21 protein-coding genes are annotated in these 26,993 nt (G+C 61.9%); 4 read left to right on the top strand and 17 right to left on the bottom strand.

Annotated elements, in window-relative coordinates; translation table 11 throughout:
• Positions 1–28 precede the first annotated feature (28 nt).
• Positions 29–442 (top strand): VanZ family protein, encoded by a 414-nt coding sequence (locus tag ACIX9_RS09715; RefSeq protein WP_013580305.1) that lies wholly within the window; start codon positions 29–31, stop codon positions 440–442.
• 61 nt (positions 443–503) lie between these two features.
• Here ACIX9_RS09715 and ACIX9_RS09710 read toward each other — a convergent pair whose 3' ends face one another.
• Complete coding sequence (locus tag ACIX9_RS09710; RefSeq protein ID WP_013580304.1) at positions 504–770, bottom strand: hypothetical protein; 267 nt, start codon at positions 768–770, stop codon at positions 504–506.
• A 72-nt stretch (positions 771–842) separates the two neighbouring features.
• A complete protein-coding gene (locus tag ACIX9_RS09705; RefSeq protein WP_013580303.1) occupies positions 843–1,253 on the bottom strand; it encodes a winged helix-turn-helix transcriptional regulator in 411 nt (136 codons plus the stop codon).
• Positions 1,254–1,327: 74 nt separating this feature from the next.
• Between ACIX9_RS09705 and ACIX9_RS09700 the strand changes: the two genes are divergently transcribed.
• On the top strand, positions 1,328–2,281 hold the full coding sequence (locus ACIX9_RS09700) for an oxidoreductase (RefSeq protein WP_013580302.1): 954 nt from the start codon (positions 1,328–1,330) through the stop codon (positions 2,279–2,281).
• On the opposite strand, the gene ACIX9_RS09695 is transcribed toward ACIX9_RS09700, so the two are convergent.
• The 6 genes from ACIX9_RS09695 to ACIX9_RS09670 all read right to left on the bottom strand — a co-directional run bounded on the left by ACIX9_RS09695 (position 2,278) and on the right by ACIX9_RS09670 (position 17,077).
• Complete coding sequence (locus tag ACIX9_RS09695) at positions 2,278–4,677, bottom strand: carbohydrate binding family 9 domain-containing protein (protein WP_013580301.1); 2,400 nt, start codon at positions 4,675–4,677, stop codon at positions 2,278–2,280. The two genes, ACIX9_RS09700 and ACIX9_RS09695, sit on opposite strands and share 4 nt — an antisense overlap.
• A gap of 74 nt (positions 4,678–4,751) precedes the next feature.
• On the bottom strand, positions 4,752–6,839 hold the full coding sequence (locus ACIX9_RS09690; protein ID WP_232298681.1) for a VWA domain-containing protein: 2,088 nt from the start codon (positions 6,837–6,839) through the stop codon (positions 4,752–4,754).
• A gap of 39 nt (positions 6,840–6,878) precedes the next feature.
• Positions 6,879–9,884, bottom strand: coding sequence for a TonB-dependent receptor (locus ACIX9_RS09685; RefSeq protein ID WP_013580299.1), 3,006 nt, complete (start codon positions 9,882–9,884; stop codon positions 6,879–6,881).
• A gap of 263 nt (positions 9,885–10,147) precedes the next feature.
• Positions 10,148–11,308 (bottom strand): TIGR03435 family protein, encoded by a 1,161-nt coding sequence (locus ACIX9_RS09680; RefSeq protein WP_157477447.1) that lies wholly within the window; start codon positions 11,306–11,308, stop codon positions 10,148–10,150.
• 104 nt (positions 11,309–11,412) lie between these two features.
• A complete protein-coding gene (locus ACIX9_RS09675; protein ID WP_013580297.1) occupies positions 11,413–13,332 on the bottom strand; it encodes a glycoside hydrolase family 2 protein in 1,920 nt (639 codons plus the stop codon).
• Between the two features lie 76 nt (positions 13,333–13,408).
• Positions 13,409–17,077 (bottom strand): hypothetical protein, encoded by a 3,669-nt coding sequence (locus ACIX9_RS09670; RefSeq protein ID WP_013580296.1) that lies wholly within the window; start codon positions 17,075–17,077, stop codon positions 13,409–13,411.
• Between the two features lie 157 nt (positions 17,078–17,234).
• Here ACIX9_RS09670 and ACIX9_RS09665 point away from each other — a divergent pair, with 157 nt between their 5' ends.
• Positions 17,235–18,377, top strand: coding sequence for a carboxypeptidase-like regulatory domain-containing protein (locus tag ACIX9_RS09665; RefSeq protein ID WP_157477445.1), 1,143 nt, complete (start codon positions 17,235–17,237; stop codon positions 18,375–18,377).
• Here ACIX9_RS09665 and ACIX9_RS23720 read toward each other — a convergent pair.
• Entirely contained in the window at positions 18,374–20,236 is a 1,863-nt protein-coding gene (locus tag ACIX9_RS23720; RefSeq protein WP_013580294.1) for a sensor domain-containing diguanylate cyclase, read from the bottom strand. The genes ACIX9_RS09665 and ACIX9_RS23720 overlap by 4 nt on opposite strands.
• 211 nt (positions 20,237–20,447) lie before the next feature.
• Between ACIX9_RS23720 and gpmI the strand changes: the two genes are divergently transcribed.
• Positions 20,448–22,052 carry a 2,3-bisphosphoglycerate-independent phosphoglycerate mutase gene (gpmI, locus tag ACIX9_RS09655; RefSeq protein WP_013580293.1) on the top strand — a complete coding sequence of 535 codons (1,605 nt, stop codon included), beginning with the start codon at positions 20,448–20,450 and terminating at the stop codon, positions 22,050–22,052.
• Between the two features lie 7 nt (positions 22,053–22,059).
• Here gpmI and ACIX9_RS09650 read toward each other — a convergent pair whose 3' ends face one another.
• From ACIX9_RS09650 to ACIX9_RS09615, 8 genes are read right to left on the bottom strand one after another with little or no spacing between them, the layout of a single operon-like run.
• Positions 22,060–22,533, bottom strand: coding sequence for a hypothetical protein (locus ACIX9_RS09650; RefSeq protein ID WP_013580292.1), 474 nt, complete (start codon positions 22,531–22,533; stop codon positions 22,060–22,062).
• A complete protein-coding gene (locus tag ACIX9_RS09645; RefSeq protein ID WP_013580291.1) occupies positions 22,530–22,796 on the bottom strand; it encodes a UPF0175 family protein in 267 nt (88 codons plus the stop codon). Before ACIX9_RS09645 ends, ACIX9_RS09650 begins: the two co-directional genes overlap by 4 nt.
• Positions 22,797–22,816: 20 nt before the next feature.
• Complete coding sequence (recR, locus tag ACIX9_RS09640) at positions 22,817–23,395, bottom strand: recombination mediator RecR (RefSeq protein WP_041597635.1); 579 nt, start codon at positions 23,393–23,395, stop codon at positions 22,817–22,819.
• Between the two features lie 20 nt (positions 23,396–23,415).
• Positions 23,416–23,742 carry a YbaB/EbfC family nucleoid-associated protein gene (locus ACIX9_RS09635; RefSeq protein ID WP_013580289.1) on the bottom strand — a complete coding sequence of 109 codons (327 nt, stop codon included), beginning with the start codon at positions 23,740–23,742 and terminating at the stop codon, positions 23,416–23,418.
• Positions 23,743–23,749: 7 nt separating this feature from the next.
• Entirely contained in the window at positions 23,750–25,792 is a 2,043-nt protein-coding gene (dnaX, locus tag ACIX9_RS09630; RefSeq protein WP_013580288.1) for a DNA polymerase III subunit gamma/tau, read from the bottom strand.
• 50 nt (positions 25,793–25,842) lie between these two features.
• Positions 25,843–26,184, bottom strand: a complete 342-nt coding sequence (locus ACIX9_RS09625; RefSeq protein WP_013580287.1) for a hypothetical protein — start codon at positions 26,182–26,184, stop codon at positions 25,843–25,845.
• Positions 26,181–26,456 carry a DUF433 domain-containing protein gene (locus ACIX9_RS09620; protein WP_013580286.1) on the bottom strand — a complete coding sequence of 92 codons (276 nt, stop codon included), beginning with the start codon at positions 26,454–26,456 and terminating at the stop codon, positions 26,181–26,183. The genes ACIX9_RS09625 and ACIX9_RS09620 overlap by 4 nt, the downstream gene beginning before the upstream one ends.
• Before the next feature lie 20 nt (positions 26,457–26,476).
• Entirely contained in the window at positions 26,477–26,920 is a 444-nt protein-coding gene (locus ACIX9_RS09615) for an SET domain-containing protein (RefSeq protein ID WP_013580285.1), read from the bottom strand.
• Between the last annotated feature and the right edge of the window lie 73 nt (positions 26,921–26,993).

Here is a 26,993-nt window from a genome sequence, read left to right as displayed (position 1 = left end):
CTCAAACGGACCCATGTAGGATTAAAGAGTGCAAGCAAACAAACTTAGAAATCCGTACCCGGCGCGCAGGGAAAGCTATATCTACATCGGCTTATGCATTGCGGCAGTGATTGGACTGGCAGCGTTCTCTCTTTTGCCGGAGCAGGCGAAACAGGTTTTGCATACGGCAGGCCGGCTGCACCCCTACGGGCATCTGGCCGCCTTCGCTGTGATCGGATATTTGACCGGCAGAATCTCGAAGACTCCCGGACAACGTATCTTGTTCTTTCTTGGGAGCCTTGCGTTCGGCACTGGAATCGAATTCTGTGAGCACTTCATCTACGGGGCCGTGCTTGAAACGCACGATATCGGGATGGACGCGTTAGGTGTGCTGCTCGGCACGGGCATTGCGCTCTTCCTGAGCAAGCCTGTCTCCGGTTCGGAACAGACCTCGCATTCCTGAGACTCGCCATGATCTATGTGGCATCATTCGATGACAGGGGATGAATATTTCGCTGCCAGGATCAGGCGTGAACTGAAAGGCGAGCCGCGGCTGCGACGACTGCGGTGGCGGTGCCGGATGGGCTGGTTGTGATGCCAAGGGCTGCGTTCACCTCTGAGGTGGGGAGGCCGAGGCTGGTGGCGATCTGCTGGGCCGACTGGCCGGAGGTTGCGAGCGTGTGCATCTGCTGGGAGACGCTGGGCTTGGCTGTGGGGGCGGCCTGATCGGTGGGCTGGCCTGCGGCGTAGTCCGGGGGATTGACAGCGAAAGATGGGATCGATATCGACATAGAGACCTCCGATGAAGTCAGCTCCGCGAAGAGACTGAGGTGTTGCTCTATCGGCAGGTTGCGTTCAGAAGTTCAATTCTTTTTCTGACGAAGGTCATAGCTCGTTTGTGCGGCCTGGAATTTGGCTACGTTGGCGGCGGCCCATTTCCATAATGGGTGGACCAGTTCGAGCATTTCCAGCGCTAGGTCGGTGGTGGCGTACTCGACGCGTGGGGGGACCTCTGCGAAGACCTTGCGGGTGATGAGGCCGTCGCGCTCCAACTGGCGGAGGACCTTGGTGAGGGACTTCTGGCTGACGCCTTCGACGCGCTCCATGATGCGGGAGAAGCGGAGGGGGGCTTCTTCAGCGGCGAGCTCGGCGAGGGTCCAGAGGGTCCACTTTTCCGAGATGCCGGTGACGATGTCGCGGGTGAGGGAGTCTTCGTTTTCGGTGAGGGCCTCGCAGGCTGCGTAGGCTTCTTCCCAATCGATCTTGCTTTTCATGGTTACCTCAAGGTGCGTACAAGCCAGAAAGGTGCCTTATTGCCAAAAGATACTAATGGCAGGATACTCCAAGTATGACGACTCAGACGAACTCTCATTTCATGGCAAGCGACGTTCCTTCACAGCAGGGACGGCGGGTTTTGATTACAGGCGCGAACTCCGGTATCGGGTATGAGGCGGCGTTGGAGCTGGCGAGGCAGGGCGCGGAGGTGATTCTTCCGGCGCGGTCGGTGGACAAGGCTGAAGGTGCGATTGCGCGGATTCGGCGTGAGGTTCCGGGTGCAAAGTTGACGGCGGGGGTGCTCGACCTGGCTTCACTGGCTAGCGTGCGGGAGTTTGCTCGGACGATTGGCGAGAGGTTTCCGGGGCAATCGCTGGATCTGCTGATCAACAATGCGGGGGTGATGGCGGTGCCGCAGCGGGAGTTGACCGTGGATGGGTATGAACGGCAGTTTGCGACGAACTATCTTGGGCCCTTTCTGCTGACGGCGCTGCTGTTTCCGCAGATGCGGCAGCGGCGGGGATCGCGGATTGTGACGGTTTCAAGCGGCGTGAGCAACCAGGGCAAGATCGAGTTCGACAACCTGCAGGGCGAGCGGAGTTACAAGCCGATGTTTGGGGCTTACTCGCAGTCGAAGCTGGCGGATCTGATCTTTCAGCTCGAGCTTCAGCGGCGGTTGACGGCTGTGGGGTCTCCAGTTCTGAGCACGGGTGGGCATCCGGGGTATGCGATTACGAATCTGCAGGCGAGTGGTCCGGCTGGGCAGAGTCCGTTGGGCTTTCGGATTATCTCGGCGATTTTGAAGCCGTTTGCTTCTCAGGATGCGGCGCATGGTGCGCTGCCTACGCTGTATGCGGCTACAGCGCAATCGGTTGAGCCGGGAGGATACTATGGGCCGAATGGATTCCAGGAGCTGAAGGGCTATCCGGTGGCGGCGAAGATTGCGCCGGCGGCCAAGGACCTGAGCCTTGCGAAACGGCTTTGGGCGGAGACGGAGCGGCTGACGGGGGTTACGTTTTCGCTTTAGAAGCGGAGGAGGTAGCTGGCCTTGATGAAGAACTGGCGGCCGTCGTTGAGGTAGGCGGGGCCGCGTGGCAGGATGGGGCGTCCGGGATTGCAGGTCCGGGTGCCGGTGATGACGCTGCAGAGCTGGTGGTTGTAGTTCTGGAGGTCGTTGTTGTAGCCGATGTAGACGACGGTTCCGGGGTGCGGGAGCCAGGTGAGGAGGGCCTGGGTCTGGACCTGCTTGGTGCGGGTGAGGGAGGTCTGGGCGGGGTTGGCGAGGGTGGAGTCGTACTCGACGATGAGGCGGGCGGACCAGGCGCGGGTGAACTGGTAGTTGAGCTTGGTGCGGAAGACCTGGGTCTCGTAGACGAGCTGACCGTCTTTGACGGAGTGGTCGCGGTCGAGGAGGTAGGTGTTGTCGTCTGTGAGCTGGCGCAGGGGGTTCAGGGTGATGAGGGCCTGGACGGTCTCCTGATTGAGCAGGAAGGGCGACTGGCCGGGCGGCGGGTTGTAGTTGACGTTGCCGCTGCGGATGGCCTGCACGTTGAAGTTGAGCTGGGACCAGGGCTGGCCGCGTGCGACGAAGCCGCCGAAGTTCTCCGTGAAGTTGCGGCTGGCGGGCAGGGGGTAGCCGTTCTGCGGGCCGACCGTGTCCGAGTTCTGTCCGATGAGAGGCGCGATGACGATGTTGTTGGGCAGCAGGACGAAGGGGTCGAAGGTGGAGTAGTGGTAGACGCGGTTGCCGGCATGGTCGAAGGCGATGTTCTGGTTGGTCTCTAGGCCAATGCTCTGGGCGAGGCTGTGCTTGGGGTACCACTGGTAGGTGGAGTGGAGGTGGTCGCTGCGAATGTTGGAGGTCTGGAGGAAGCCGGCGAGGGTGGTGAAGCCTTTGCTGATGTCCTGGTACTCGTCATTGAGGCTGAAGGAGTGGCCGTTGCGCTGGACCTGTATGTCCGTGGCTGGGCCTGCGTGGTAGCCGGTCGGGAAGACGAAGGCGGCGCTGGCCGGGTTGTTCTGGCGGGTGGAGCTTTCCACGCCCTGGCCGAGGATGGTCCAGTGGCTGTCGGCGCGCCAGGTGAAGTCGATGCCGCCGACTCGGTTGGCACCGCCGCCGAACTCCTCGTCCGTGTAGGTGAGGCCTACGTTTGAGCCTTTGCCGAGATCGCGGGAGAGGCGGCCGACGAAGAAGCCGGCGCGGGCCTTGGCGAGGGGGTCGCCTGCGGGGACGGCCTCTCCGGGCTCTCGGTCGTCGATGGCGAGGATGCCGAGGTTGTAGCGGTCGATCTTGCCGGTGACGCGCGCGCCGAACTCCGGGCGGATGATGTTGCGGGTGTAGAGCAGGGTGAGGGGCGTGGCGAAGTAGCTGGCGTTTTCAAGGAAGAAGGGGCGGAGCTCAGGGAAGTAGACCGGGTAACGCTGGTTGACGGTGAACTGGGGCTGATCGCTTTCAACGTCTGAGAAGTCCGGGTTGATGGTGGCGTCAAAGACGATGGAGTCCTTGAGGATGGCCTTGGCCTCGCCGCCGGCGGTGCCTTCAAGATGGCGGGTGGAGAAGGCGGGATTGTTGGGGTCCTGGGTCTGGAGGGTGTGCTCGCTCTGGCCGAGGGCGTAGGGGTTGAGCTGGATGTTGTGGGAGCCGGTGACGCCTGCGAGTCCGTTGAGGTGGAGGGTGCCTTCCTGGCTCAACTGCCCGGAGACGTTGGCGGAGACGCGGGGCCAGAAGTCGTTTTCACTGTTGCGCGGGATGTTGCGCCAGAAGACCGCGCCCCAGTCGCTGCCGGTGGGCGGGAAGCGGAGGCTGCGGAAGGGGAGTGCGATGAGGGCCATGTAGCCCTTGCTGGTGATGCGGGCGTCCGAGTCCCAGACCTGGTCGTAGCTGTAGTCGTATCCGTTGGCTTCGGTCCATGAGGCGTCTGCCTGGACGCCGCTGGGGTTGACCTGGAACATGACGCCGCGCTGGCGGTCCTGGAAGGGATCGAGATTGACGGTGACGAAGTCGTCTTTGAGGATGTTCTCGCGGCGGGCGAGATGGGTGCGGATGAGCTCGGGGTGCTTGGCGAAGCAGAGGAAGACGATATAGAGGGTGTTGTTGGTGCGGCCGAGATAGACCTCAGTGGGCTCGGTGGCGGCGGCACCATCGACGGGAGTGTTCTGGATGAACTGGGTGAGGTGACCTAATTTGTCTTTGAGGTCTGGGCGGGGGGCCATGGCGGGAAAGTCGGCGAGGGTTAAGGGATGGTCGAGCAGCGGGACGGAGGCGTCCGCGAGAGGGATGGAGCGGGGCTGGGTCTGGGCGACGACGCTGGGCTTGGGCTGGCCGGGCTCCTGCGAGCCTACTTGTGCGTGGGCGGATGCTGACAGCCAGAGAAGGACTGATAGTGCTGATGCAACGACGGTGCTGGGCCCCTTGAACTTCAACGCGTAGTGCTCCTCATGTTCCAGGGTCAGGTACGCGAGGCGGAAAAGATTTGTTCCGTGGAATGGTGCCGGTTTTATGGGACGAGGGTGATGGGGGTCTCCCAGAAGGAACTCTTCTGGCCGGTGGGGTCCAGCACGGTGACCTGGCAGATGTACTCGCCGGGCGCGAGTGAGGCGAGGCCGATGTCAAAGCGCAGCGGCATCGTCTTGAGCGAGTTGGTCATGCCGCTGGTGACCTGCATGGGCTGGGTCTCAAAGACCTTGGTCTGCTGCTGGTAGAAGCTGACGAAGGCCATCAGGGGATGCGGCTCCGTGATGCCGGGCTGATAGGCCTGGAGGTAGACGAAGAGATCGCGGCTTTTGCTGAAGGTGCGGGTGACGCTGGGGATGAGCTTCTGGCCGTTGAGGACGAGCGGGTTGACGGCGTCCTGCTTGGCGCGCTCCTTGGCCTTCTCCGCGTTGTAGATGGCGTCGGTCAGGGCGATGCGCTGGCCGCTGAGGACGACGGAGCTGATGGGGACTCGCTTCAGCTCCTTGTTGAGGTTGGGGATGATGAAGGTGGTCTGGAAGGTTCCCATGCGGCCCGTCTCGTCATCTCGTGCGAGGAACTTCATGGTGTACTTGCCGGGGAGCAGGGTGAAGCCGGTTTCGTACTCGATGGGGCGCTTGGCGAGCTCGTTGGCGGTGGCATCGCTCAGCTTGATGTTGACGTTGTCGCGCAGGTTCTGGACGGTGGCGTTGTTGCCGACCTCATCCTTGACCTCGAGGATGAAGTCGATGAGGGTGTGCTGGGCTCCGCCTTTTTTGGCGAGAGCCAGCTCGCGGCCCGGGATCTTCACGACGATGGGGACGAAGTACTCGGCGCGATTGAGCTGAAAGTAGTTGATCTCCATGGCGATGGTGAGGTCGGTGACGGGATCGCCGAGCATGAGGGCGTCTTCAAGCTGACGTTCTTTATCCGCGGTGGTGAACTTGGCGAAGACCTTGCCGGCGTAGTAGCCCTGGCGGTAGTCGAGGTTGGCTGCGAGCTCCTGGTTGACGCTGATCTTGATCTTGCGGAAGCGGCCGTCGAGCGCGGGGTTGGTGGTGTAGTAGCCGAGGATGTAGTAGCTGCTGACGTTCTGCTGCGCCTGCACGATGCCGAGGGCGAGATCGTTGTAGTCCAGCAGGGCCTTGCCGCCGGTATCGCCCGCAAGCGCGAAGAGGGTGTCCTGCGACTGCTGGAGACGGGTGGTGACGGCGAAGGCTGCCGTGCCGTTGTACATGGCGGTGTTGCCGGGGGAGCCCTGGGTGGCGTCGCCCAGAGGGGCCTGGGCTACTAGACCGCGTGCATCGATGGGCCAGAAGGAGACGCCGGAGCGGATGGCGTCGTCGATGGTGGCGTGGAGCTGAGCCTGATTGTCCACGCCGTGCAGCGTGAGGCCGCTGGCGAAGTAGATGAGGACCTTCTTCTCACTGAGGCGGCCGAGCATCTTGGCGGCGGTCTGCAGGGCGGAGAGCTGACGGTCTGTGTTGAAGAGGTTGAACTCACCGCTGTCCTGGCCGAAGGCTGCGCCGGTATCGGCTGCGGCGGAGTCACTGGAGATGTCTTCGCTCTGCTGGTTTTCGCCGACGATGAGGGTTTCAATGATGCTGAGGAGGCGGTCGTGATCGGCGGTGAAGTCCTGGAGCACGTCCACCGAGGAGCCGCCGTAACGCATGATGGAGACGAGATCGGCGGAGGTCATCTGGGTGCGGATGAACTTCTCGGCTGCTCGCAGGGCGCGGAGCTTGTCATCCGGCGGCATGGCGGTGAGGTCGAAGTAGAGGGAGATGAGGCGGCGGTTCTTGTACTTGACGCTGCCGGGGGTTTCGGCTGCAATCTGCGTGACCGCGAGACGGTTGAAGACGGTAACGTTCTCTGGCGCTTTGGTTTTCTCAGGCGGGTCCGGCTTGGTGGGGAGCTCCTGATACTCGGCGAAGCTGACCTTCTGGGTGACTCCGTCTTCCGTGACGTTGAAGTCTTTTGCGGTGAGGCCGGTGATGGACTTGCCTTGCTTGTCTTTGACGTTGACGGCTTCAATGACGAGCTTGGTGCTGGTGGAGAGGGTGTAGACGCCACCGCCTTCGCTGGCGGGCTTGGTGTTCTGGCCTACGACCTGTGCTTGGGCCAGAGTGGGCATCGCGAGGATTGTGAGCAGAAGAGTCAGGATGCGCATGGCTTAGAACCTCAACCGCATGGAAGTCTGGAGGCTCCGCATGGAATTGGCCGCGCCGGGCAGGCCGAAGAGCGTACTGTTCACGTTCGAGACGTAGTTGGAGTAGCTGACGTGATTGAGGGCGTTGGCGGCGGCGATCTGGAGGTCCAGCGTGAGCTTCTCCGGCAGACGGAAGGTGCGGACGAGGGCGGTGTCCAGCGTGAACTGGCCGGGGCCGGTGAGGGAGTCTCGGCGGGCGTTACCCCACTGGCCGGGTGCGGCTGTGGCAAAGGCGGCTGCGTTCAGGAACCTGCCTCCCGTGCCTCCGTAGAGCGGAGCGCCGGTGACGTCAGGCCGCACGAACGCGGAGTAGCCTGCGACCGTCACGGCCGAGGCCAGGGGTGTCTCCGGCAAACCGCTTCCGGCTGTGATCTGGGTCTGCACCGTCCACTCCTTGTAGAGCTTGCCGCGCCATCCGGTGAGCAGCGTGCCCCCGCCTTTGCCCATGCCGGTGGTGTACTGAATCGTTGCGTTCAAGAGATGGCGCTGGTCGAAGGTGGAGAGGCCGCGCTCTGCGTTGAGGTTGCGCCAGTCCTGTGCGATGGTTGCTGAACTGAGTGTGGCTGCGCCCTGGCCGCCGAGGGCTGAGTCGTCGTCAATGGACTTGGAGTAGGTGTAGAGGAGCGAGGCGAGGAAGCCGCTCTTGAGGCGGCGGCGGAGTTGGATCTGGCCTGACTCGCGGGTGGAGTTGCCGCCGGAGCGCAGGTACTCAAAGCCAACGGGGCACAGGGGGCAGACGGCGACCGCGCCTGCGGGGTTGGTGTTCGGCAGGAACAACTGTGCGCCGCGTGTGCCCTTGTTGCCCAGGTAGATGGCGGTCATCTGGAGGGAGTGCGGGAGGTCACGTTGAACGCGCAGGTTCCAGGTCTGGAGATAGCCCACTCTGAAGTTGGGGTCTACGCCGAAGGTCTGCGGCGTTGTGGTGGCGCAGTTGTTGAAGCCGTTGGCTAACGTCAAGGGACAGGCTGTGCTGTTCTGGAGGGTGAGGCTCTTGGACAGCGGAGCTTGCTGCGCCATGTCCAGCGCGATGCCCTGATAGACCGACGTGTCATAGGTAATGCCGTAGCCTGCGCTGACGACCATCGACGAGCCTGCGATGGGGCGCCACGAGATACCGATGCGTGGCTCGATGCCAGTCCGCACGGGCCGTGTGAGGGAGTTCGGATAACTTGTGCCTGTGAGCGTGCCCTTGGGTGAACCGGCGAGCACCGGCGCGATGGCCGCGAAGCTGCTTGCGTTGCTGGACGCTACATCAAGGTTGACGAGGCGGTCCTTGCGTTCCGTCACCGGGGCTCCGTACTCATAACGCACGCCTGCGTTGACGGTCAGGACCGGGCTTACGCGCCAATCGTCCGTGAAGAAGGCGTCATAGACCGTCTGGCGCAGATACTTATCCGCGTTGCCGAAGGCGATGGCGCTGGTGTCCGGGACACCGGCCAGGAAGTCCGCGACATCCGAGCCGCTGCCCGTCGCGGTACCTGCGGTTGCTGCGCCTGAAAACGTGAACGTGCCGCGTGGGTTGGCCTGGGTGAGATAGTTGAACTGCTGACGTCTGAAGTCTCCGCCGGCGGTGAAGTTGTGGTTGTAGCGGTTCATCTTGCCGGTGAACGACAGCCCGTTGGTGCCGTTGCGGAGGAAGCTGCTTTGCCCATCTGTGAGTGAACTGAGACCACCGGAGAAGTTGAGGGTTGGCGGGCCCCAGTATGCTGCATCCTGGTCGTTGCCATTGATGCCGGCGGCTCCACTGACGTTCGTGCGGTTCTGCCAGAAGGGCGTCAGGCGATTGGACTGGCGGCTGAACTGATAGCTGAGGTTGGTACGCAGGCGTGAGCTGTACGTGTGCGCCCAGGAGACGGTGCTGTTCAGTCCCAGGCGGTGGGTCTGATCGGTGAAGCCGAAGAGGTTCTGATAGCTGGTGCGCGTGCTCTGCGCGGCCAGCGTGCCGGTCACCTGGTCCTTGCGCCCGATCGTCTTGCTGACGTTGCTGTTTACCGAATCCTGATGCGTATCCGTCACCAGCGGAACCTGATAGTTGTACTGGGAGTTGCCGCTGATGTTCGGCAGGGGATAAAGGTTGAGCAGAGCCTGCGCCTGCGGGGTGATGGGGACCTGGGCGTTGGGATAGGGAAGTCCCGTGGCCGGGTTATAGACGACGAGAGGCTGACCTGCGGAGTTGAGCTCGTGCGATAGATCGCCGACGCGCTCGAAAGCATCAGGCACCAGGCCGGGCGTCGAAACACTGTCGCTGTTCTGCTCCCTCTGATAGCCGACGTAGAGGTTCGGGCCGTTTCTTAATACACCTGGGATCTTGATTGGACCCTGGAAGGAGAAGCCGCCGGTGAGCTCGCTGGTCTGCGGCTTGGGGGTGTCGAAGCCGGCGATGGAGTAAGAGCGGGCGTCCAGAACGGAGTTCCCCACGCGCGCATTGAGCGAGAAGGAATACAGCGAACGCCCGCTGGCGGTGTTGCCGAAGCGCGGCGCGAGGCTGAAGCGGGAGGTGGCGGCGTTGTTGACGCTGCCGTTGACCAGCAGACCGTCCGCGGCCTTGTCGACGGTTTCGGCTGGTGGGGGAGGTGCGTTCTCGCCTGCGGCGCGAGCGACCTGCGGCGCGTTGCCGGTCTTCTTGACCTCAGTGCGGGCCTGGGTCTCTGTGAACGGGGCGGCTGCGACAGGTTTCAGCTCGCTCTGCATCTGCTGCAGCGTCATCAGCTTGAGCTCTGCCTTGCCGAGCGCGGCGTCTGCGGCGACTGTGACCTCCAGCGTCACGGGAGTGAAGCCGGTCATCTCGACTGTGACGGTTGCTGCACCATCCGCGGGGCCGGTGACGGAGTAAAAGCCTTGTGTATCTGTGACGGTTACAAATTTCTTCGTGCCCTGCGCGACGGTGACCGTGGCCCCCGGAATCGGCAGTCCGCCAAAGGTGACGAGGCCACGCACGTCAGCCGCCCATGCAGCTGGAGCAGCCATCATGAGCAGGGAAGCATACAGTCTGTTCCGTCGGCTACGCCTCACGTTCACCTGCCATCGCCGCCAGCGAGATCGCCCACTTCGTCATACGTTCAGACCACTCCTTGTTTAGAACAGATACGGAGTTTCAGCTATTTAGTTCAAAGGTTATGGCTGATAGACGTACGGAGGAAGAATTAGCTTGCAGGGAATAGAAGATTTTCGCACGGCGCGAGAGATGCATTGCCCCCCGGCTCCTCCGGTCACAAGGAGCCGAAGGTGCGGGCTTAGTTTGCGGAGGGCTTCTCTACGTGGTCGATGGCCATGACATCGACGGGCGTCTTTTCTGCTTCGAGCTTCCAGCCCAACTGCTGCTGCATGGCCTCGAACAGATTGGGCGCGGACTCGGCTGCATCGGTCTTGGCCGGGAGCGGTGGCGGGTGTCCGTTGAACTGCGAGTCATCCGGGGTGAAGGTGACGGAGAAGTCGTACTTGGCGGGCAAGGCGGTGTGGTCGACGACAGGGCGATCCAGCACCAAAATCTGCAGAAAGCCGGTGAAGTCGGCGATCTGGCCGTTGCGAATGATCAGCGTCAGGCCTTTGGGGGAGGGTCTGATGTTAATGCCGGGCAGCGAACCCTGCAGCTCCGTCTCCTTTACCTTCGATCCACTCTTTGCGACCGTTAGCACGTAGGCTGAGAGCTCCTTCTTATCCTGGTGGAAGGTCAGCTTGAAGCGGTCCTTGAGTAGCTTCTTGATCATCAGGCGAATCTGCGCCGGATTCGGTGCGCCGTCTACATCGGGCACTGCGGCAATGTCGTAGCGGTCGTGATAGACCCAGTCCGGTGCGCCTACGATCTGCTTGCTCTGGACCTCGTAGGCGAAGGAGATGAGATCGCCCAGCGACGATGCACGGGTTTGGAAGTTACGGCCATTGACGGTCAGGCCCTGCATGCCGGTTGCGCCGGTATCGTTGGGCTTGATGGTTGCGACCTCAAACGATGGGTCGGCGTCCGCGGCCATGAGCTTGGGCGGCGGAGCTACGGGGGGAATCTCCCATGCCGTCTCCTTGGTGGCACGCACCAGAGTCAGCGGCACCGGATTTGGGCCCTGCAGCCAGTTGCCGGCGATGGAGTTGCCGTCCGCGCTGAGCGTGCCTTCATAAGTTCCGCCGATGACCTCAATGGTAAACTTCACCGTTGAGGCATCCACGGTGATGGCCGAGGCGCTGAAGCCCTGGCCGCCCTGATCGATGCTGTACATCTTGCCGGTGAAGCCCTTGTCCGCCTTTGCAAAGCGTGCGACAAGGCGGAGGGGGTGGTCGACCTGGAGCGTGCCTTGCCAGTCGCCGCTGATATCGCCGCGAGTGTGCGGTGCGGTCGCCGCTGTCTGGGCTGCCGCATGAAGCCCGATAAGACTGCTGCCCAACGCCAACATCAAGACAGACATACGCACGCAACCGGTCATCGAACCTTCCTCGATCTCACAGCCAGATTTGGAACCAACATCTTGGAATATACAGCTTGGACGGAGACGACCTGCTTTCGTTTAGCTTACTTTGAGCCGGCGTTCCCATACCCGCTGCGGTATGCGTTCTGCAGGACACCGAAGGCCAGCTTCTTCTGACCCTTCTCGCTGATGAGGCCCTTGCGGTTGAAGTAATCCTGCATGCCGGGCATCTGACGGGAGGGCGAACGGAAGTCCATCAGGAGCCATGGGCTCATACCGCGCACCTGCGGGATGGCAGCGAGCATCTTCAGGTTGTGGGTGTAGAGGTTGGCCACATACTCTTCGGTCCAGCGCTGGTCTGCCGTGCCGTGAACGCCGGCCGGACCTTCTCCGCCAAACTCGCTGACGATGACCGGCTTCTGATAGGCGACTGTCCACTGCATCAGGTCCGCCGTCTCCGGCTTGCCCTCATACCAGCCGACGTACTCGTTCATGCCGATGACGTCCAGCGCCTGCCCGAGCTTATCGTCGACGACTTTCTCATGCTTGGACTTGTCGCCGTCACGGACCAGCAGCGCTGCGGTGACCAGGCGCTCCTTGTCGAGACGCCGGGTCTCCTCCGCGAGCGCCGTCAGGAACTTCGTGCGGGCCTCGGTGGCTGGGGTTTCGTTGGCGATGGACCAGAGGCCGATGGAGACCTTGTTGCGATCGCGGGAGATCTCCTCGTTGAGTTGCTGCTTGGCCTTGGCGAGGACGATGGGGTTGTCGAACTGGATCGCCCAGTAGGTGGGAATCTCAGACCAGACCAGGATGCCCAGGCGATCGGCCGTGCGGGTCATCTTCTCGTCATGCGGGTAGTGGGCCAGGCGCACGTAGTTGCAGCCGAGTTCCCTGGCCCAGCCCAGCAGTGTGTCCATATCCTTCTGGGTGTTGGCGCGGCCGGTGCGGTACGGCGCTTCTGCGTGGATGGAGATGCCGCGCAGGTAGATGGGGTCGCCGTTGACGAGGATTTGGGTGCCGCGGGTCTCGATGGTCTTGAAGCCCATCTCTTCATGGATCGCGTCGTTGCCGGCGGTGAGGTCCACCTTATAGAGGACCGGCTTGCCGGGGCTCCAGAGCTTTAGATTCTTTGGCGTGAAGGAGATGGCGGCGTGGCCGTCGGCATCGACCTTTGCCATGGTGGTTGCGTGCAACTCAGGGAGGGAGACGCCGACCTCTTCGCCCGCGTGTGCGTTGGCGACCTGCACCCAGCCTTCAATATGCGTGCGGGTGGCGCGGTCGAGGTGAAGGTCGTAGCCTGTGATGAACGCTTCGGGTACTTCTACAAGCGCCAGCGAGCGGGTGAGGCCACCGTAGTTCCACCAGTCGGTCTCGAGCGTTGGAACGCCTTCCGGGAGGCGCTGGTTGTTGACGGCTGCGACGATGAAGTTGCTGCCGTCCTTCAGGGCTGCGGTGACGTCGCAGTCGAAGGTGGTGAAGCCGCCTTCATGCTGGCAGACCTTCTGGCCGTTGACCCAGAACCAGGAGCGGTAGTTCGCCGCGCCCACATGCAGAAAGGTTCGCTTGCCGGTGGTGTTGTGCCAGGTGAAGTCACGCTGATACCAGACCGCACCTTCGTATAGGAAGAGGGAATCGCGCTGCGTGTTCCAGTCGCCGGGAACGTTCAGCGTGGGTGACTTGGCAAAGTCGTACTCCAGCAGGCGGTTATCGCCGATGCCGGCCCAATGCTCGTTCTTGAACCAGCCATCCTTCTTCATCTCATGATGGAAGTTGTAGAGGCCCGTGAAGTAGGGGTCGGCGATGGAATGCCAGGCACCGTCCAGCGACGTCTGTGGCCTGCGGTCCGCGCCTTCGAGGACGGTCGTACCTTGCGTGAAGGTCGCGGTCTGCGTCGCGGTGGTATCGACCTCGCCCGAGCCGGCGGGGCGCAGCACCTGCCCGAAAGCGGCGGTGGAGAGCAGAAGGGCTGAGGCCAGGAGGCCGTGCGTAAGCCGTGGGGTGAGACCAGAGGTGGATACGAGCAAGATCGGAGCTCCCGTTTTGCGGTTGAATGAGTGCGATTCAACCGTAACGGGTGTGCGCGTCCGGTGCAAGCTGCGACTATTTCACGGCAGCCATGCTGGGCTCAAGCCATGAGAAGACGAAGCTGCTGATCTCCGGGAACTGGGAGGCGATGAGACCCAGCAGCGGCAGCCCGATGATGGGGACGGTCTTGAAGTAAAAGTCGAAGTCCAGCTTGTTGGCTTTGTTCTTGGTGGTGCGATTCAGGATGGGGTCGCGGTTGATGGAGGCATACGTCGTGACGATCACCACGGCAAGGATGCCGAAGACGACCGAGAGCGCGATGAGCAGGACGTGCCGATTCAAGTAAGGGTACGACGTGATGGACCAGACCAGGATCAGGTAAAGGATGGCGGCCGTGAGCAGGCGGCTGCGAATGTGCGTGAGGACCATGCGGATGTAGTGCAGGAAGATGAGCGAGATCCACTCCTCGCGAATGACCGGTGAGACGGCCTGCTGCGCGTCGGCGAGAGCGGGATCACTCGGGCGTATCGTTTCGGCTTCTTCAGATTCGCTAAGTGGCCCCGGTTCATCGGCTGCGGTCGTGCGGACCCGCTCCCCCGCCCAGGCCGTGTGCTGCTGGTGGAGTACGGTTTCGGCGACGCGGGCCGTCAGCCTCTGGACCAGGCTGAAGCGCCGCGTGATTTCATCGAGCGATGCTCCCTCAGCCCTGCGAAGCCACAGTCTTTCGGCGTTTGTTTTGAGCCTGGCGAGGCCGGCGACGTGCCCCAGGCCGGCGCGCTCCGTCTGCTCCAGTGCGCGGATGAAGCTCTGATATTGGCGCAGGCTGGTGTGGCTCTGCGGCATGATCCAGAGATCCTGCCAGGTCATTCCGCTGACGGAGTTGAAGCCTCGCCGCAGTGCGGAGAGTTCCAGCGGCTCCAGGCAGACGTCTTTCAACTGCCGCCAGAGGTAGTGGCCCATCACCAGGTCCCAGAAGATCGTGATCAGCAGCAGGAACATTACTGCGTCCGCGCAGACTCTCAGGTGCCAGCCGTCGAAGGTCAACGGTGCGAGATGGGCCAGCGCACCGCAGATGGCAGCGAGCACAGCAAGCCCGCAGAGGATACTGAACTTCGTACGCATCACTCCTAACGAGGGCGCGGGATAACTCAGCAGACCCGTGAGGTAACCGACACTTGCCTCACTGGGGCAGTTGGAGATGCCCGAGACATCTCCGGGAAGCCGTGGCGCAAGGCGTGGACCGAAGGTGAATCGATCAAGCTGTGCCAGGAGATAGATTCCGATGCCGGTCAGCGCGAGGACCAGGGGAAAGACCGGCGAAGCGCCGCTCAAGGCGAAGTGAGAACGGTAATAAAAGAACTCGCGCAGCCCATCCGGCTGCAAAGTGGAGGGCGGCAGGAAATGCCACAGTTGCCGCCAGGCCAGCAGGTCAAGGCAAAAGAGGATACAGCCCACTACGGCCAGAATCGCGTGAGTCCGCCTGGGTTTGACGTGGAAGCGAGCCGGTAAGAGGTCGAAGGCGGACCACACCAGCGCGGCACAAAGGGCAGCCTCGCCCAGCAGGCAGAGGTAATGGACGAAGTTGAGATGGGCGACAGGATGCGCCATCAGTGCCAGGATCAGGGCGGCATCGACCGACAAGGCAATCTGGAGCCAGCGTTTGGGCGCGCGTACGGCAGGCTCGGAGATGCGGTAGCGCGGCGCAACACGGCGGAGGACACCCACGTCAAAACACTTGCCCGCATGCAGCAGGCAGAGCATACAGAGGACGAAGATCATGAACTGCGTGGTCGTCGGCAGGGGCTCCGCGTCAGGATCGAGCCCCACCGGCTTTGCGACTCCGGACAGGATCGGCAGGTTGAAGGGGGACCGTCCCTTGGCGGCCTCCGCCGCGTCAGCCGGTCCCGCGCCCTCCGGCAGCAGCGCGAACGGCCAGTACGCGCCGTGGCCGATGGCCAGCAGCCAAAGCGGAGGACGATGCGGCCATGCGCCCTGGCCCTCCTTCGCCTGGATCGGCGAACGATAATCCTGCAGGGTGTCCAGCGCTCTGCTTCCGGGCAAGAGAAAACGGGTCGCTGTGTAGAGGCCTTCGATCTCGCTGCTGGCGAAGACGCGCACGTTGACGCCGGGATGCTCCTCCAGGCCCTGCTGGCTCCAGATGGCGTTCTTGGGGATCAACGGCCAGGGGCTGACGGCGTACATATTGTGATAGACGCCACGGTCGCCTGAGCGCAGGAAGAGATCGTCCGTGCCGCGGATGATGATGGCGATCGTGGGATTCTGACGCGCGATGATCTGCGCTACGAACAGCTCGTCCAGCACGTCAGTCGCGCTCAGGATGACTGCCTTGATGTGGCGTTGCTCCAGGATCGCCGAGACCTGACCCAGAGTGGCCTCCTGCGAGACCGGCAACTGGCCCTTGGCGAAGGAGGGAACCGAGTCATCCGCCTCGGAGGTGTCGTCGAAGTCCAGGTTCAGGCTGATGCTGCCGGTGCCGCTGGATGTCCCGCCAAAGCCCCACACGCCGTTCTTCTGGTAGGCACTGCGCAGATGCGAGATGTTGCGGGGATAGGTCAGCTTGAGGATGCGCTTTTCCTTTTCGCTGGTTTTGGAGATTGCCGTGGGATCGCTGACCTCGCTGGTCGCCAGACCGCCGAAGCTGCTTTCGTCTTCGTTCAGTTGGGCGATCTCATCCGGCCGCAGCCCACCCTTCTCCATCAGGTAGCGCTCGGTCTGGCGGATCTGCCATACGAAGTCGGCATCGAAGGAGGCGAACGTATCCACCGCGTGCGGCCAGACTGACGCATCGTTGCATTGAAAGAGGTCCTTCTCCACCTCCTGCAGTCTTCCGTGGTCCAGCAGGTTGCCGCACCGTCCATCGCTGACGGAGCCGCTTGCGATATTGACGCGGACCGCTGCGAGATCCTTCTTTTTAGCCTCGGCCAGCAGCGCACTCAACGACGGTCCGGAGCCCGTGAAGGTCGGGCCGATGATCTTGAGCGTCTGCAGCCCGGCCGCGATGCGGTGAAACTGCCCGACTGCCTTCTGAAACTGCGTCTGGTTGACCCCGCTGGTCGGCGAATCGCCGATCACGAAGACGACCAGCGGCTTCTGTGGATCGATCTCCCCCGGAACCTGCGCTGGAAGAGCGGCCTCCGGCGGGACCTGCGGAAGCGGCGGCGGCCGGAAGATGATGATGCCGGGATAGTCCTCCCGCTTGCTCAGGAACAGGCGCTCCTGCTCGCGATCCTTGAACTTGACGGAGCTGGGTGAGACCGGGTCCAGCGACCATGGCAACCAGTTGCGGTCGTAACGCCAGCCGCTGTCCGTCAGGCCGTCCTCCAGCGAGTCGATCGAGCGATCGAACCACAGCGCCAGATGGGTGTGGATCGGGTCCGGCACGATGGCGAAGACCACGTTCGCCTGCATGTCCGCGGCGGCCGGTTGTAAACCCGTCCCGTCCGGGATGCAGATGCGAGTCGCTGCGCCCGGCTCCGGGCAAAGCGTCTCCGCAAAGTCCTTGGCCGCGCTGGCTTCCCCGGCTGTGGATGGATCGCGGTCAAGCTGATCCGACCACGAAGGCATGCTCAACGCCGGCTTCCTGCCGCGATTGAGAGCCGTGCTGCCGTGGGATGCAGCTGGTGTGTCCTGCAAAGACGGGGCCGCCGGCGCGTTCGCCACATGGAGCGCGGTGGCCGTCATGCCGACGGCGAGAAGGCCGGAGAGGAACGAACGTGAAGCCATGCATCCTCGGAGAAGGAAACGAGTGGGAATCTCGTGCGGGGCCCGAAACCTGTGTTTGGTGTGAGGTGATTCTAACCGGGGAAGGCGGTTTGTCAATCAAATCATGTCTCCGGCGCGGTTCTTCGACACATCCCCGCCCGACCGGCTATTCTTGGATATGCCATCGAATCGAGCTCTGGGCAGCGACAGAATAAGCTGCCGGCTTAGCAGGCTCCCTGGCCTCCTCTCCCTTGCCGTCGTTCTACCGGGTCTCGCCCTCTCCGCCGGCGCGCAGCAGCGCGTGGCCTACGCGGGTGCGTTGGACCTGCCGCAGGAGCCCGCGCCGCAGCAGACCGTATCGCAACAGGCCGTAGCGCAACAGGGCGCGGCCATCCCGCAAGGGTTCGGAAGCGTGGAAGGCGCCGTAACCGATATCGACGGAGATTTCGTTGCTGGAACGCGGGTGGTTCTGTCCGTGCCGCACGGGACGGCAACCCGGGAGGCCGTGACGGACGATCAGGGCCGCTTCAGCTTCTCCAGCGTGCCGTCCGGTGACTTCAGCCTCAGCATCACCGCGCCAGGCTTCGCTGCTCAGTTGATTCCAGGCTCCCTTGCAGCGGCAGAACAGAAGGAACTCGCGCCGATCGTGCTTGCCGTCGCCGCCAGCGTGGGGGTGGATGTGGTCATCTCTCAGCACGACCTTGCGGAAGAAGAGATCAAGATCGAGGAGAAGCAGCGTATCGCGGGCTTCATCCCCAACTTCTTCGTGACCTACGACTGGAAGGCCGCGCCGCTCACTTCCCGGCAGAAGTGGGAGCTCGCCTGGCATACCACGTATGATCCCGCCGGCTTTCTGCTTAATGCGGCGTTCGCGGGGGTGGAGCAGGCTAACAATAGCTTCAGCGGTTACGGCTCGGGGCCGGCAAGCTACGGCAAACGCCTTGGGGCGAATGTCGCCGATTACACGGTCGGTACGATCGTCGGCGGATACCTGCTGCCGGTAGCCTTCCACCAGGATCCACGTTACTTCTACATGGGGAAGGAGCGCGGCTCCATCACACACCGTACCCTGTATGCGTTGAGCAGCGCGGTCATCTGCCGCGGCGATAACGGCCGCTGGCAGCCCAACTACTCCAGCATCCTGGGCGACCTGGCGGCAGGCGCTGTCTCCAACATCTACTATCCTGCGAGCGACCGCAACGGCGCCGCGCTGACGTTTGAAAACGGGTTGCTGGGTACGGTTTCGGACGCTGTGGACAATGTGATTCAGGAGTTTCTGCTGCGGCGCATTACGCCGCACACGAAGCCGCCCAACCCCTAGCTCTCTGTGCGGCGGCTCATCGCTCCGTCTGCTATCTCCTGTAGATCCGCAGTCATGGAGGTCAGGCGATTGCGCCCGGTCTTCTTACTTTCATACAAAGCGCGGTCAGCCTGCTGGATCAGGTATGCCTCATCCGCCACGAACTCCGGCGGCCAGGTCGCTGCGCCGATGCTCACGGTGACGTAACCGAACGGGCTGCCCTCATGCCTGATTTGTAGACTCTCAATGTGACTGAGGATTCGTTGCGCAGCCTGTTCCGCGCCTGCCTGGTCTGTGTCCGGCAGGAGCACCGTAAACTCCTCGCCACCCACGCGAGCTGCAAAATCTGAGGCTCGGCTGGCGATCTGGATGGACTCGGCCACCATACGCAGGCAGACGTCGCCCTCCGGATGGCCGTAGCGGTCGTTGTACTTCTTGAAGAAGTCCACATCCACCATTAGCATGGAGAGCGAGTTCTTCGCGCGGGCGTGACGCGCCACCTCCTGTGTCAACATGCGGTTGAAGGTGCGGCGATTTGCCAGCCGCGTCAGCTCGTCGTTGCCTGCCAGCTCTTCCAGGTGCATGTTCTGGCGGGTCAGGTCGGCACGCTCCTGGGACCACTGCTCCTCCAGCCGTGCCAGCGAACCCATATCGCGTACCGTCGCAACGTAGCCGGTGACGTGCCCGTCTTCAGCGGAGCTATAGCCGCGAAGAAACGCTTCCACCCACTTATAGCTGGCGTCTTTGCACAGGATGCGATAGCGGAAGTGATGCTGCCTCTTGCCGCTGCGCAGGCTCTCGATCAGGTTGCGCGCCAGGTCGCGGTCTTCAACGTGCAACGTCTCAAGTTGGGCCAGACTCAGGAACTCCTCCGGTTGCCAGCCGGTCAGGGATAAGACACCAGGGGAGACGTAACGCTGACCACCGTCCAGCCCGGAGAGCAGGATCATATCCTCCGCATTATCCAGCAGCGTCTGATAGATCATCTGCCCGGCGCGCGCCTCGCTCTCCGCCTTCTGGCGTTCATCCAGCAGCGCGCCCACGGGCAGCGCCGTGCCAGGAACCATCCACAGGAAGACCTGCAGCACGACGGTCCGAATCTCCATGCTGCCCTGCACCACAACCCACACCGGTCCGTGATGGTGTGCGGTGGCGTAGCAGGCCATCAGTGTGATGACCGGGCAGATGATGGCTGCGCCCTCCAGCCCCCATACCAGCAGGGCCAGCACGATGGGCGGAAAGACCAGGAAGAGCCAGGGATACTTGCTCTGAGCAAAGACACCAAAGGTGACCGCGAAGGTCAGTAGCATCGCAGGCAGGCCGAGCCGATAGCTGGACCGGAACTTCTGGGATCGCCTTGACTCCTCTGAGATCAGGAACAGCAGCCCGGGCAGAGTCACCATCAGGCCTACGGAGTGCGCCATTCCAGTGATGAACCAGGTCTGTAAAAAGGTGCGATGAACAGTGTTATAGAAGACCGCTGCCCGTAGTGTCGCGGCGATCATGGGCACCACGACCGCGACGATGCCGAAGCGCGCGACATGGCGCATCTGCTTGAGATCGTCGAAGCGGGAGATTCTGAGTCGAAGCACCGCAGCCATGCCCCAAAGCTCCAGGCCCTGGATACAGGTGAGCCCCGCCACGACGCGAAGGGGATACCCCTGAAAGATCAGAATGGCAAGGAAGCCTGCAGTCGCGGCACAGATCTGTGTGACACGCGAGAGCCGATGATTCCAGACACTCCACAGAATGGCGAGCTGAACGCCGGTCAGGGGCCACACGTAAAACAAGTGGTTTGCCGGAAGGTAATGGAACAACACTGCGGTGGTCAGGGCAGTCGCACCGAACTGGAGGAGCGCCCGACGTATCGTGCTTCGCATACGCCGATGTTACTTTAGGATCTGCGGTTTGGGACTTTATCCGGACCGTAATATTACGCCTGTTCCATTCTCGCCATAGGCGGCACTTCATAGTGGAGAAAATTTTGATCGGCGCAAAAACAAGGCGGAGGATTTTCACTCTTTCCTGATACTTCCGTACTAACGGCAGCGGGAGGATTGATCGACCGCGATCTTGTATCCTGAGGCTTGTATGCCGAAGCCCATCATCCTCACTATCCTAGACGGCTGGGGTTACCGCGCCGAGACCCACGGCAATGCCATCGCACAGGCTCGCAAGCCGACCTACGACCGCCTGCTGCGCGAGTATCCCAACACGCTGCTGCGCGCCAGCGAGCACTTCGTCGGACTGCCCGACGGCCAGATGGGAAACTCCGAGGTCGGCCACCTCAACCTGGGCGCAGGCCGCATCGTCCGCATGGATATGACGCGCATCGACACCGCCATCATGGATGGCAGCTTCTTCACCGACCCGACGCTGCTTCGCGCCATGCAGCTCGCCCAGCAGAAGGGAAGAGCGCTGCACTTCATCGGCCTGCTCTCCGATGGCGGAGTTCACTCCCATCAGCGCCATCTCTACGCCCTGCTGAAGCTGGCCAAGCAGCAAGGGCTCACCAACGTCTTCATCCACGCCTTCATGGATGGCCGCGACACCATGCCAAGCTCCGGCCTTGGTCATCTTGAGGCTCTGCAGCAGCAGTTTCGTGAGATCGGCATCGGGCAACTCGCCTCCGTCTCAGGCCGTTACTACGCCATGGACCGCGACCTGCGCTGGGAGAAGTCGAAGCAGGCCTTCGACGCCATGGTCACCGGAACCCCCGAAGGCGGGCAGTACGCCGACGCTGCCGCCCGCATCCGCGAGCTTTACTCCAACGGCACGACCGACGAGTTTACCCCGCCCTTCACCGTGACCGGCGCGGACGGCAAGCCTGTAGGCCTGATTCAGGACGAAGACGTCGTCATCAACTTCAACTACCGTGCCGACCGCGTGCGCCAGATCACGCGTGTGCTTGCGCGAACCTCCGGGCTCAATCAATCGATGGGCCGCGACCTGCCCAAGGCTGCTGAGCTTGACGAAGCGATTCCGCTCCACACGCTGCCGCAGCGCATCCACTACGTCTGCATGACGCAGTATGAAAAGAACTACAAGCTGCCCATCGTCATCCCGGCCGAGTCCATGGACAACCTGCTTGCGAACGTGATGGGCGTCGCCAACCTGCGTAACCTGCGCGTGGCCGAGACGGAGAAGTATGCGCACGTCACCTACTTCTTCAACGGCGGCATCGAAAAGCCGTTCCCCGGAGAGGAACGCGAGCTCGTCGCCAGCCAGAAGGTCGCCACCTACGATCTCGCGCCGGAGATGTCCGCCCCCGGCATCGCCGACACCGTCATCAAGGCCCTCACGGATACCGCGTTCGACGTCATCATCGTCAACTTTGCAAATGCGGATATGGTCGGCCACTCCGGCAAGATGGAGCCAACCATCCGCGCGGTCGAAACCGTCGACGCGCAACTGGGACGCATCTATCAGGCCATCAAACAACATGGTGGCTCCATGCTGATCACAGCCGACCACGGCAACGCGGAGATGCTCATCGACCCCGCCAGCGGAGGCCCCCACACCGCCCACACCACCAACCCGGTGCCGTTCATCCTCGTCTCCGATGAGAAGAACATCACCGTGCGGGAAGGCGGGAGCCTCAGAGACCTTAGCCCTACGTTGCTAAGCCTCCTCAACGTCTCCCAGCCGGATCAGATGACCGGCGGCAATCTGATAAATTCCTTCTCTGGCAAATAGCGAAGCCTTACTTTAGCGATGCAAGATAGATTTGTTCCATGTGCTCCGAGCAACGAAACTTTGTTTGACGAAGTTCTGCAGAGACCGCTCGCCCATTCAGCCAGCCATGGTTGTGAGCGTCTCGGAGTACCCCAAGCGTTCCATTGAGCTTCAATCCAAGTAGAAGAGCCACGGCTCTGCCCTTCAACTCGTCGATTGGCAAGAAGTTTGATCGGAGTTCAAGAGCCAGCGTAATCGCTTCTGTCTCACCCGGGTCAAGGCTAAGCGCCGCATCCGGTGGAACTATCGTTGGCGATACGACCGCAATCCATGCAGGAAGGTGACCGGACCAAAGCCTTACTCTCTCTGGAGCCAATGGGTCTTGCAGTTCTCCATACACAACAGAAGGAAGGTAGACCTGTTCAAAAAGCCGTTCGAGGATCTCTTCCTGTCTGATCTGAACCAGATAGTTGATCGGAGAAGTATCGGCAACTACGATCACTCTCCGAGCATCCCAGCCGCTCGAAGCTCATCCATGGTTCTAATGTCGCTGAGAAAGGCCTCAACGTCATATGCGCCTTCCATGATGCCCCGTTCTTTCAGCAGGCCTTCAAAATCGAGCCAGTAGAGGCCGAGCATCGCGGCAGCTTGTCTTTGCGTCAGCTTACCCGTTCGATATCCTTCAATAGCCAACGCCTCAAGCGCCTTACGGCCAGAGTCTGCGTAACTCGCTAGATCATCCGGCAACTCGACCGTAATCGTCATGCCAATACTCTACACCCACCCTAAAACTCCCGCCGACCTTCCATCGCCCGAGTCATCGTCACCTCATCCGCGTACTCGATATCGCTCCCGGCCGGCACGCCCGTAGCGATCCGCGTCACCTTCACCCCGCTCTTTACCCGCCGCAGCTCCCCTGCGATATACCCTGCGGTCGCCTCGCCTTCAATCGTAGGCGACGTGGCCAGGATCACCTCGTCCACATCCTCCAGCCGGGTCAGCAGATTCCGAATCCGTAGCTGCTCCGGCCCGACCCCGCCGATGGGCGAGAGCGTGCCATGCAGCACATGGTAGACGCCGTTGTAGCTCCGCGTCCGCTCTACCGTGGCGATGTTCGTCGGCTCCTCCACTACGCAAATGAGCCGATGACTCCGCACCGGATTCGAGCAGTAGTGGCATGGATCGACGTCTGTAATGTTGTTGCACACCGAGCAGAGCCGCAGATGCTTCTTAATCTCACGTATGGCATCGGCCAGCGCATCCGCATCCTCGCCCGGCGAACGCAGCACATGAAACGCCAGCCGCTGCGCCGTCTTCGTCCCAATCCCAGGCAGCTTACGCAGCTCGTCGATCAGCCTCGCCATCGGCTCTGCAAAGCGTTGCGTCACGAACCCAATCCTGGCAGGCCGAGCCCGCCCATCATGCCACCCACGCTCGATTTCATTGCCTCATCCGCGCGCCGCCCAGCCTCGTTGATCGCAGCCGTAATCAGGTCTTCGAGCAGCTCCAGATCTGCAGCCGTCGAGCCCATCGCAGCCGGATCGATCCGCAACCGCAGCAACTCCTTGCGGCCGTTCATCCGCACCTTCACCACGCCGCCGCCGGACTCCGCTTCCACCACCGTCTCAGAGAGCTTCTGCTCCATCTGCTCCTGCATCGCGCCGGCCTGCGCCAGCATGTCCTTCATCTTGCCCAGATCGGAAAAATCCATATGTCCTCTATTCGCTCAGGTCGATCACGGTCTGGATCTCAGCCTCGAACAGCCGCTTTGCCTCGACCACCATTGGATGCTGCGCAGCCTTCGCCTCGGCAGATCCTGACTTCGCAGTCCTCGGCTTCTTCTCCGCAGCCGCCTTACCGCCAGCCCTGGCCAGCAGCACCAGCTTCAACGCCCCATGCCCCACCTCGCGCAACGCAGCCTTGGCGATCTTCTCAGCCTCGGGATTCATGATCACGGGCAGCATCGTCTTCGAGACATCCGTCTGCACCCGAAGCTCGCCGTCCGCCAGCGTCCATACCGAGTCGTTCATAGCGTCCGAAGCCGAACCCTGACCCGCCGCACTCAACGCCTCCACCACTGGACGCTGCATCGCAGCCGCCTCACCAGAGGTGACGGCTGCGGCGACAGGTTCAAAGACCGGGGAGGGAATCGCCACATCCGGCTCAGCCTCGACGCGCTCTTCTTCATCGCTAGGGACTTCGAGAGCAAGAGGGCCAGGCACGGGCACAGCAGCCGGAACCGGTACAGGCTCGGATACCTTCAGGGGCTCCTCCACCGCAACCGGCGGACTTGCAACAGCCACCACAACAGGCTCAACGGCCGGTGCAGGCGTCACAACAGGAGGAGGCGAGACTACAGGCGGCGCTGAAACAACCGGAGGCGGAACAACAGGAGCCGCAACCACCGCAGCCGGCCCAGCCGCAACCCCGTCATACCGCCGCTTCTGCGAGTCCTTCTCAAACGGAGAGAACGCAGGCTTCACCGGCTCACTCACCACCGGCCTTGCCGCAGCAGCCGGAGCAGGCAACGCAGCCGTTGCAGCCGGAGCGCTCACCGCACGCGCACCCGGCCTTGGTCCCGCACCGCTCAACGAGCTCAACACCTCTTCCACCGGCAGCAGACGACGTAGATGCACCAGCTTCAGCAGCCCCAGCTCAAAGTGGAAGCGCTGCTCCTGCCGGTAGCCAAGCTCGTCGAAGGTCCGCAGCATCACCTGCAAAAACCGCGTCAGCTCTTCCTCAGAGAACAGCGCCGCAGTCCGAGCCGCACGCCTCTGTTCATCGGCTGAGATCTGCAGCAGCTCCGTACTCGAATCCCCATCCGCCGTCAGCCCTGTGATCTTCGCAATCACGCAACTCCGCAGATACCGCACCGCCTGCCGCGCAAGCTGGGCGGGAGAGTTCCCTGCATCCAGCAACTCGTTCGCAACCGTCATCACCTCAGCCGAGCGATTCTGGTCCACCGCCTGCATGATCCGCTCAAACACCGCGTTCGGCACCGAGCCCATCAGCTCGCGGATCTGCCCCGCGTCCAGACGAGCCTTGCCGTCGATCATTGGCGCACTCGCAATCGCCTGGTCCATGATGCTCAACGCATCGCGCATGGAGCCGTCGCCGGCCTCGGCCAGCAGGCTCAGCGCACCTTCGTCCGCGTCCACGCCCTCATGCTCGGCAATGCCGCGCAGCTCGCTAAGGATATCCACCAGCTTCACCGCATGAAAGCTGAAGTGCTGGCAGCGTGAGCGCACCGTCTGCGGAATATCCTCGGGCTGCGTGGTCGCCATCATGAAGACGATGTGGTCCGGCGGCTCCTCCAGGGTCTTCAGCAGCGCGTTGAAGGCCGCGTCGGTGATCTGGTGGGCCTCGTCCAGGATGTAGATCTTGAAGCGGTCGCGTGAGGGCCTATACCGGGCCGCATCGCGCAGCTCGCGGATCTCGTCGATACCACGGTTGGTCGCCGCGTCGATCTCGATCACGTCCACCGAGTTGCCCGCGCGAATCTCCACGCAGCTCTCGCACACCTCGCATGGCTCGGGAGTGGGGCGCACCGCACTGCCAATCGCATTACGGCAGTTCAACGCACACGCCAGAATACGCGCGATGGTCGTCTTGCCGATGCCCCGATGCCCACTGAAGATATATCCATGCGCAATGCGGTTCTGGGTCAACGCGTTCATCAGCGTGACCGTCACATGGTCCTGCCCCGCAACATCCGCAAACCGCTGCGGCCGATATTTTCTCGCTAAAACCTGATAACCCATACGGAAGAAACGCTCTCAACCCATTCTACCGCTGGCGTGCCCCGGCTTGTTCACCGCTTCCGAGCCGAGACCGGAAGGAGATTCATGCTTTCGTAGCTTCCACGCGTGGCACGGCTAAACGCGTCGTGGATGACGGCCATCCGGGGCCGGATAAAACGCCACCGATTTGTATCCAGGATCAGCAACGAGATGATTCTCTTTGCATTGTTTTGTTGATAGAAGATATTCGTATCGGCACTGATCATTACTTCAAAAGACGCTGCCTGGGCAGTGCGGAGCAGATCGCCGTTCTTCAGGTCCGCCCAGCCCATCTCGTAGGCCGTCGCAACCTCATGATCCAGGAGTCCGCGCTTCAGCTCCTTGGTCATGTTGTTATCGAGCAAGACCTTCAATACTCGGCCTTGTAGCCCCGAGACTTGGCGAACTCGAGGATCTCGCGTATCGCTTCCTTGTCGGAATCGAAGTGATGATGAAGCTCATCAATCGACAGGCCATCCTCAAAGTTGAGGAAGATACCGTCGGCATCCATTCGAGTAGTACCCACGGTCGCTCGCCCACCCAATTTTTCCGGGTCGAACTGGACGGCTTTACAGCCATGCCAGTCGAACTGATCCGTCTGTCTCTGAACTGGAAGATGGATTCCAATCTGTACGGTGGATGCCATGGCGAACCTCTCCCTTAATTCTAAGCCTTCTTCTTCAGCCCAGCCCGCCGCTCCATCTCCGCCACGGAAAACATCGTCCCCCGGCAGTTTTCCGCCCCGCAGTAGCAATCCTGCGTAGCCTCATCCGAGTCGTACAGGTTGTACTCATACGTCAGCTCCTCGCCCGCCGCGATATCGCGCAGCGCCACCACGAAGATCCGTTCGTCCTCCTCTTCGGTCTCGCAGTTCGGGTTGCAGCAGTGGTTCATGAACATCGCCGTGCCAAACCCGTCGATCACCATCTCCTTGGTGCCATATCCGAACAGGTACGTCACAAAACGGTCCGCGTAGCGCTCATCTGCGACCTCTTTGGTCATCCTCGGCCCCGTATACTCGCACACGCGCCGCCCTTTGCGGATCGCCTTCGTCGTGTAGCAACCTGCGGCATGAATCTCGGACGACCGAACCACCAGCCCTGGCATCATCTTTACTTGTTCTCCTTCAACGTTTACCGGTAGCCAATTGCAAACAAAAAGCGTCCAATGAACAGCACCAGTC

The sequence above is a fragment of the Granulicella tundricola MP5ACTX9 genome (assembly GCF_000178975.2).
In the GTDB taxonomy this organism is placed as follows: Bacteria; Acidobacteriota; Terriglobia; order Terriglobales; family Acidobacteriaceae; genus Edaphobacter; species Edaphobacter tundricola.
This window is presented reverse-complemented; position numbering and strand designations above follow the sequence as displayed.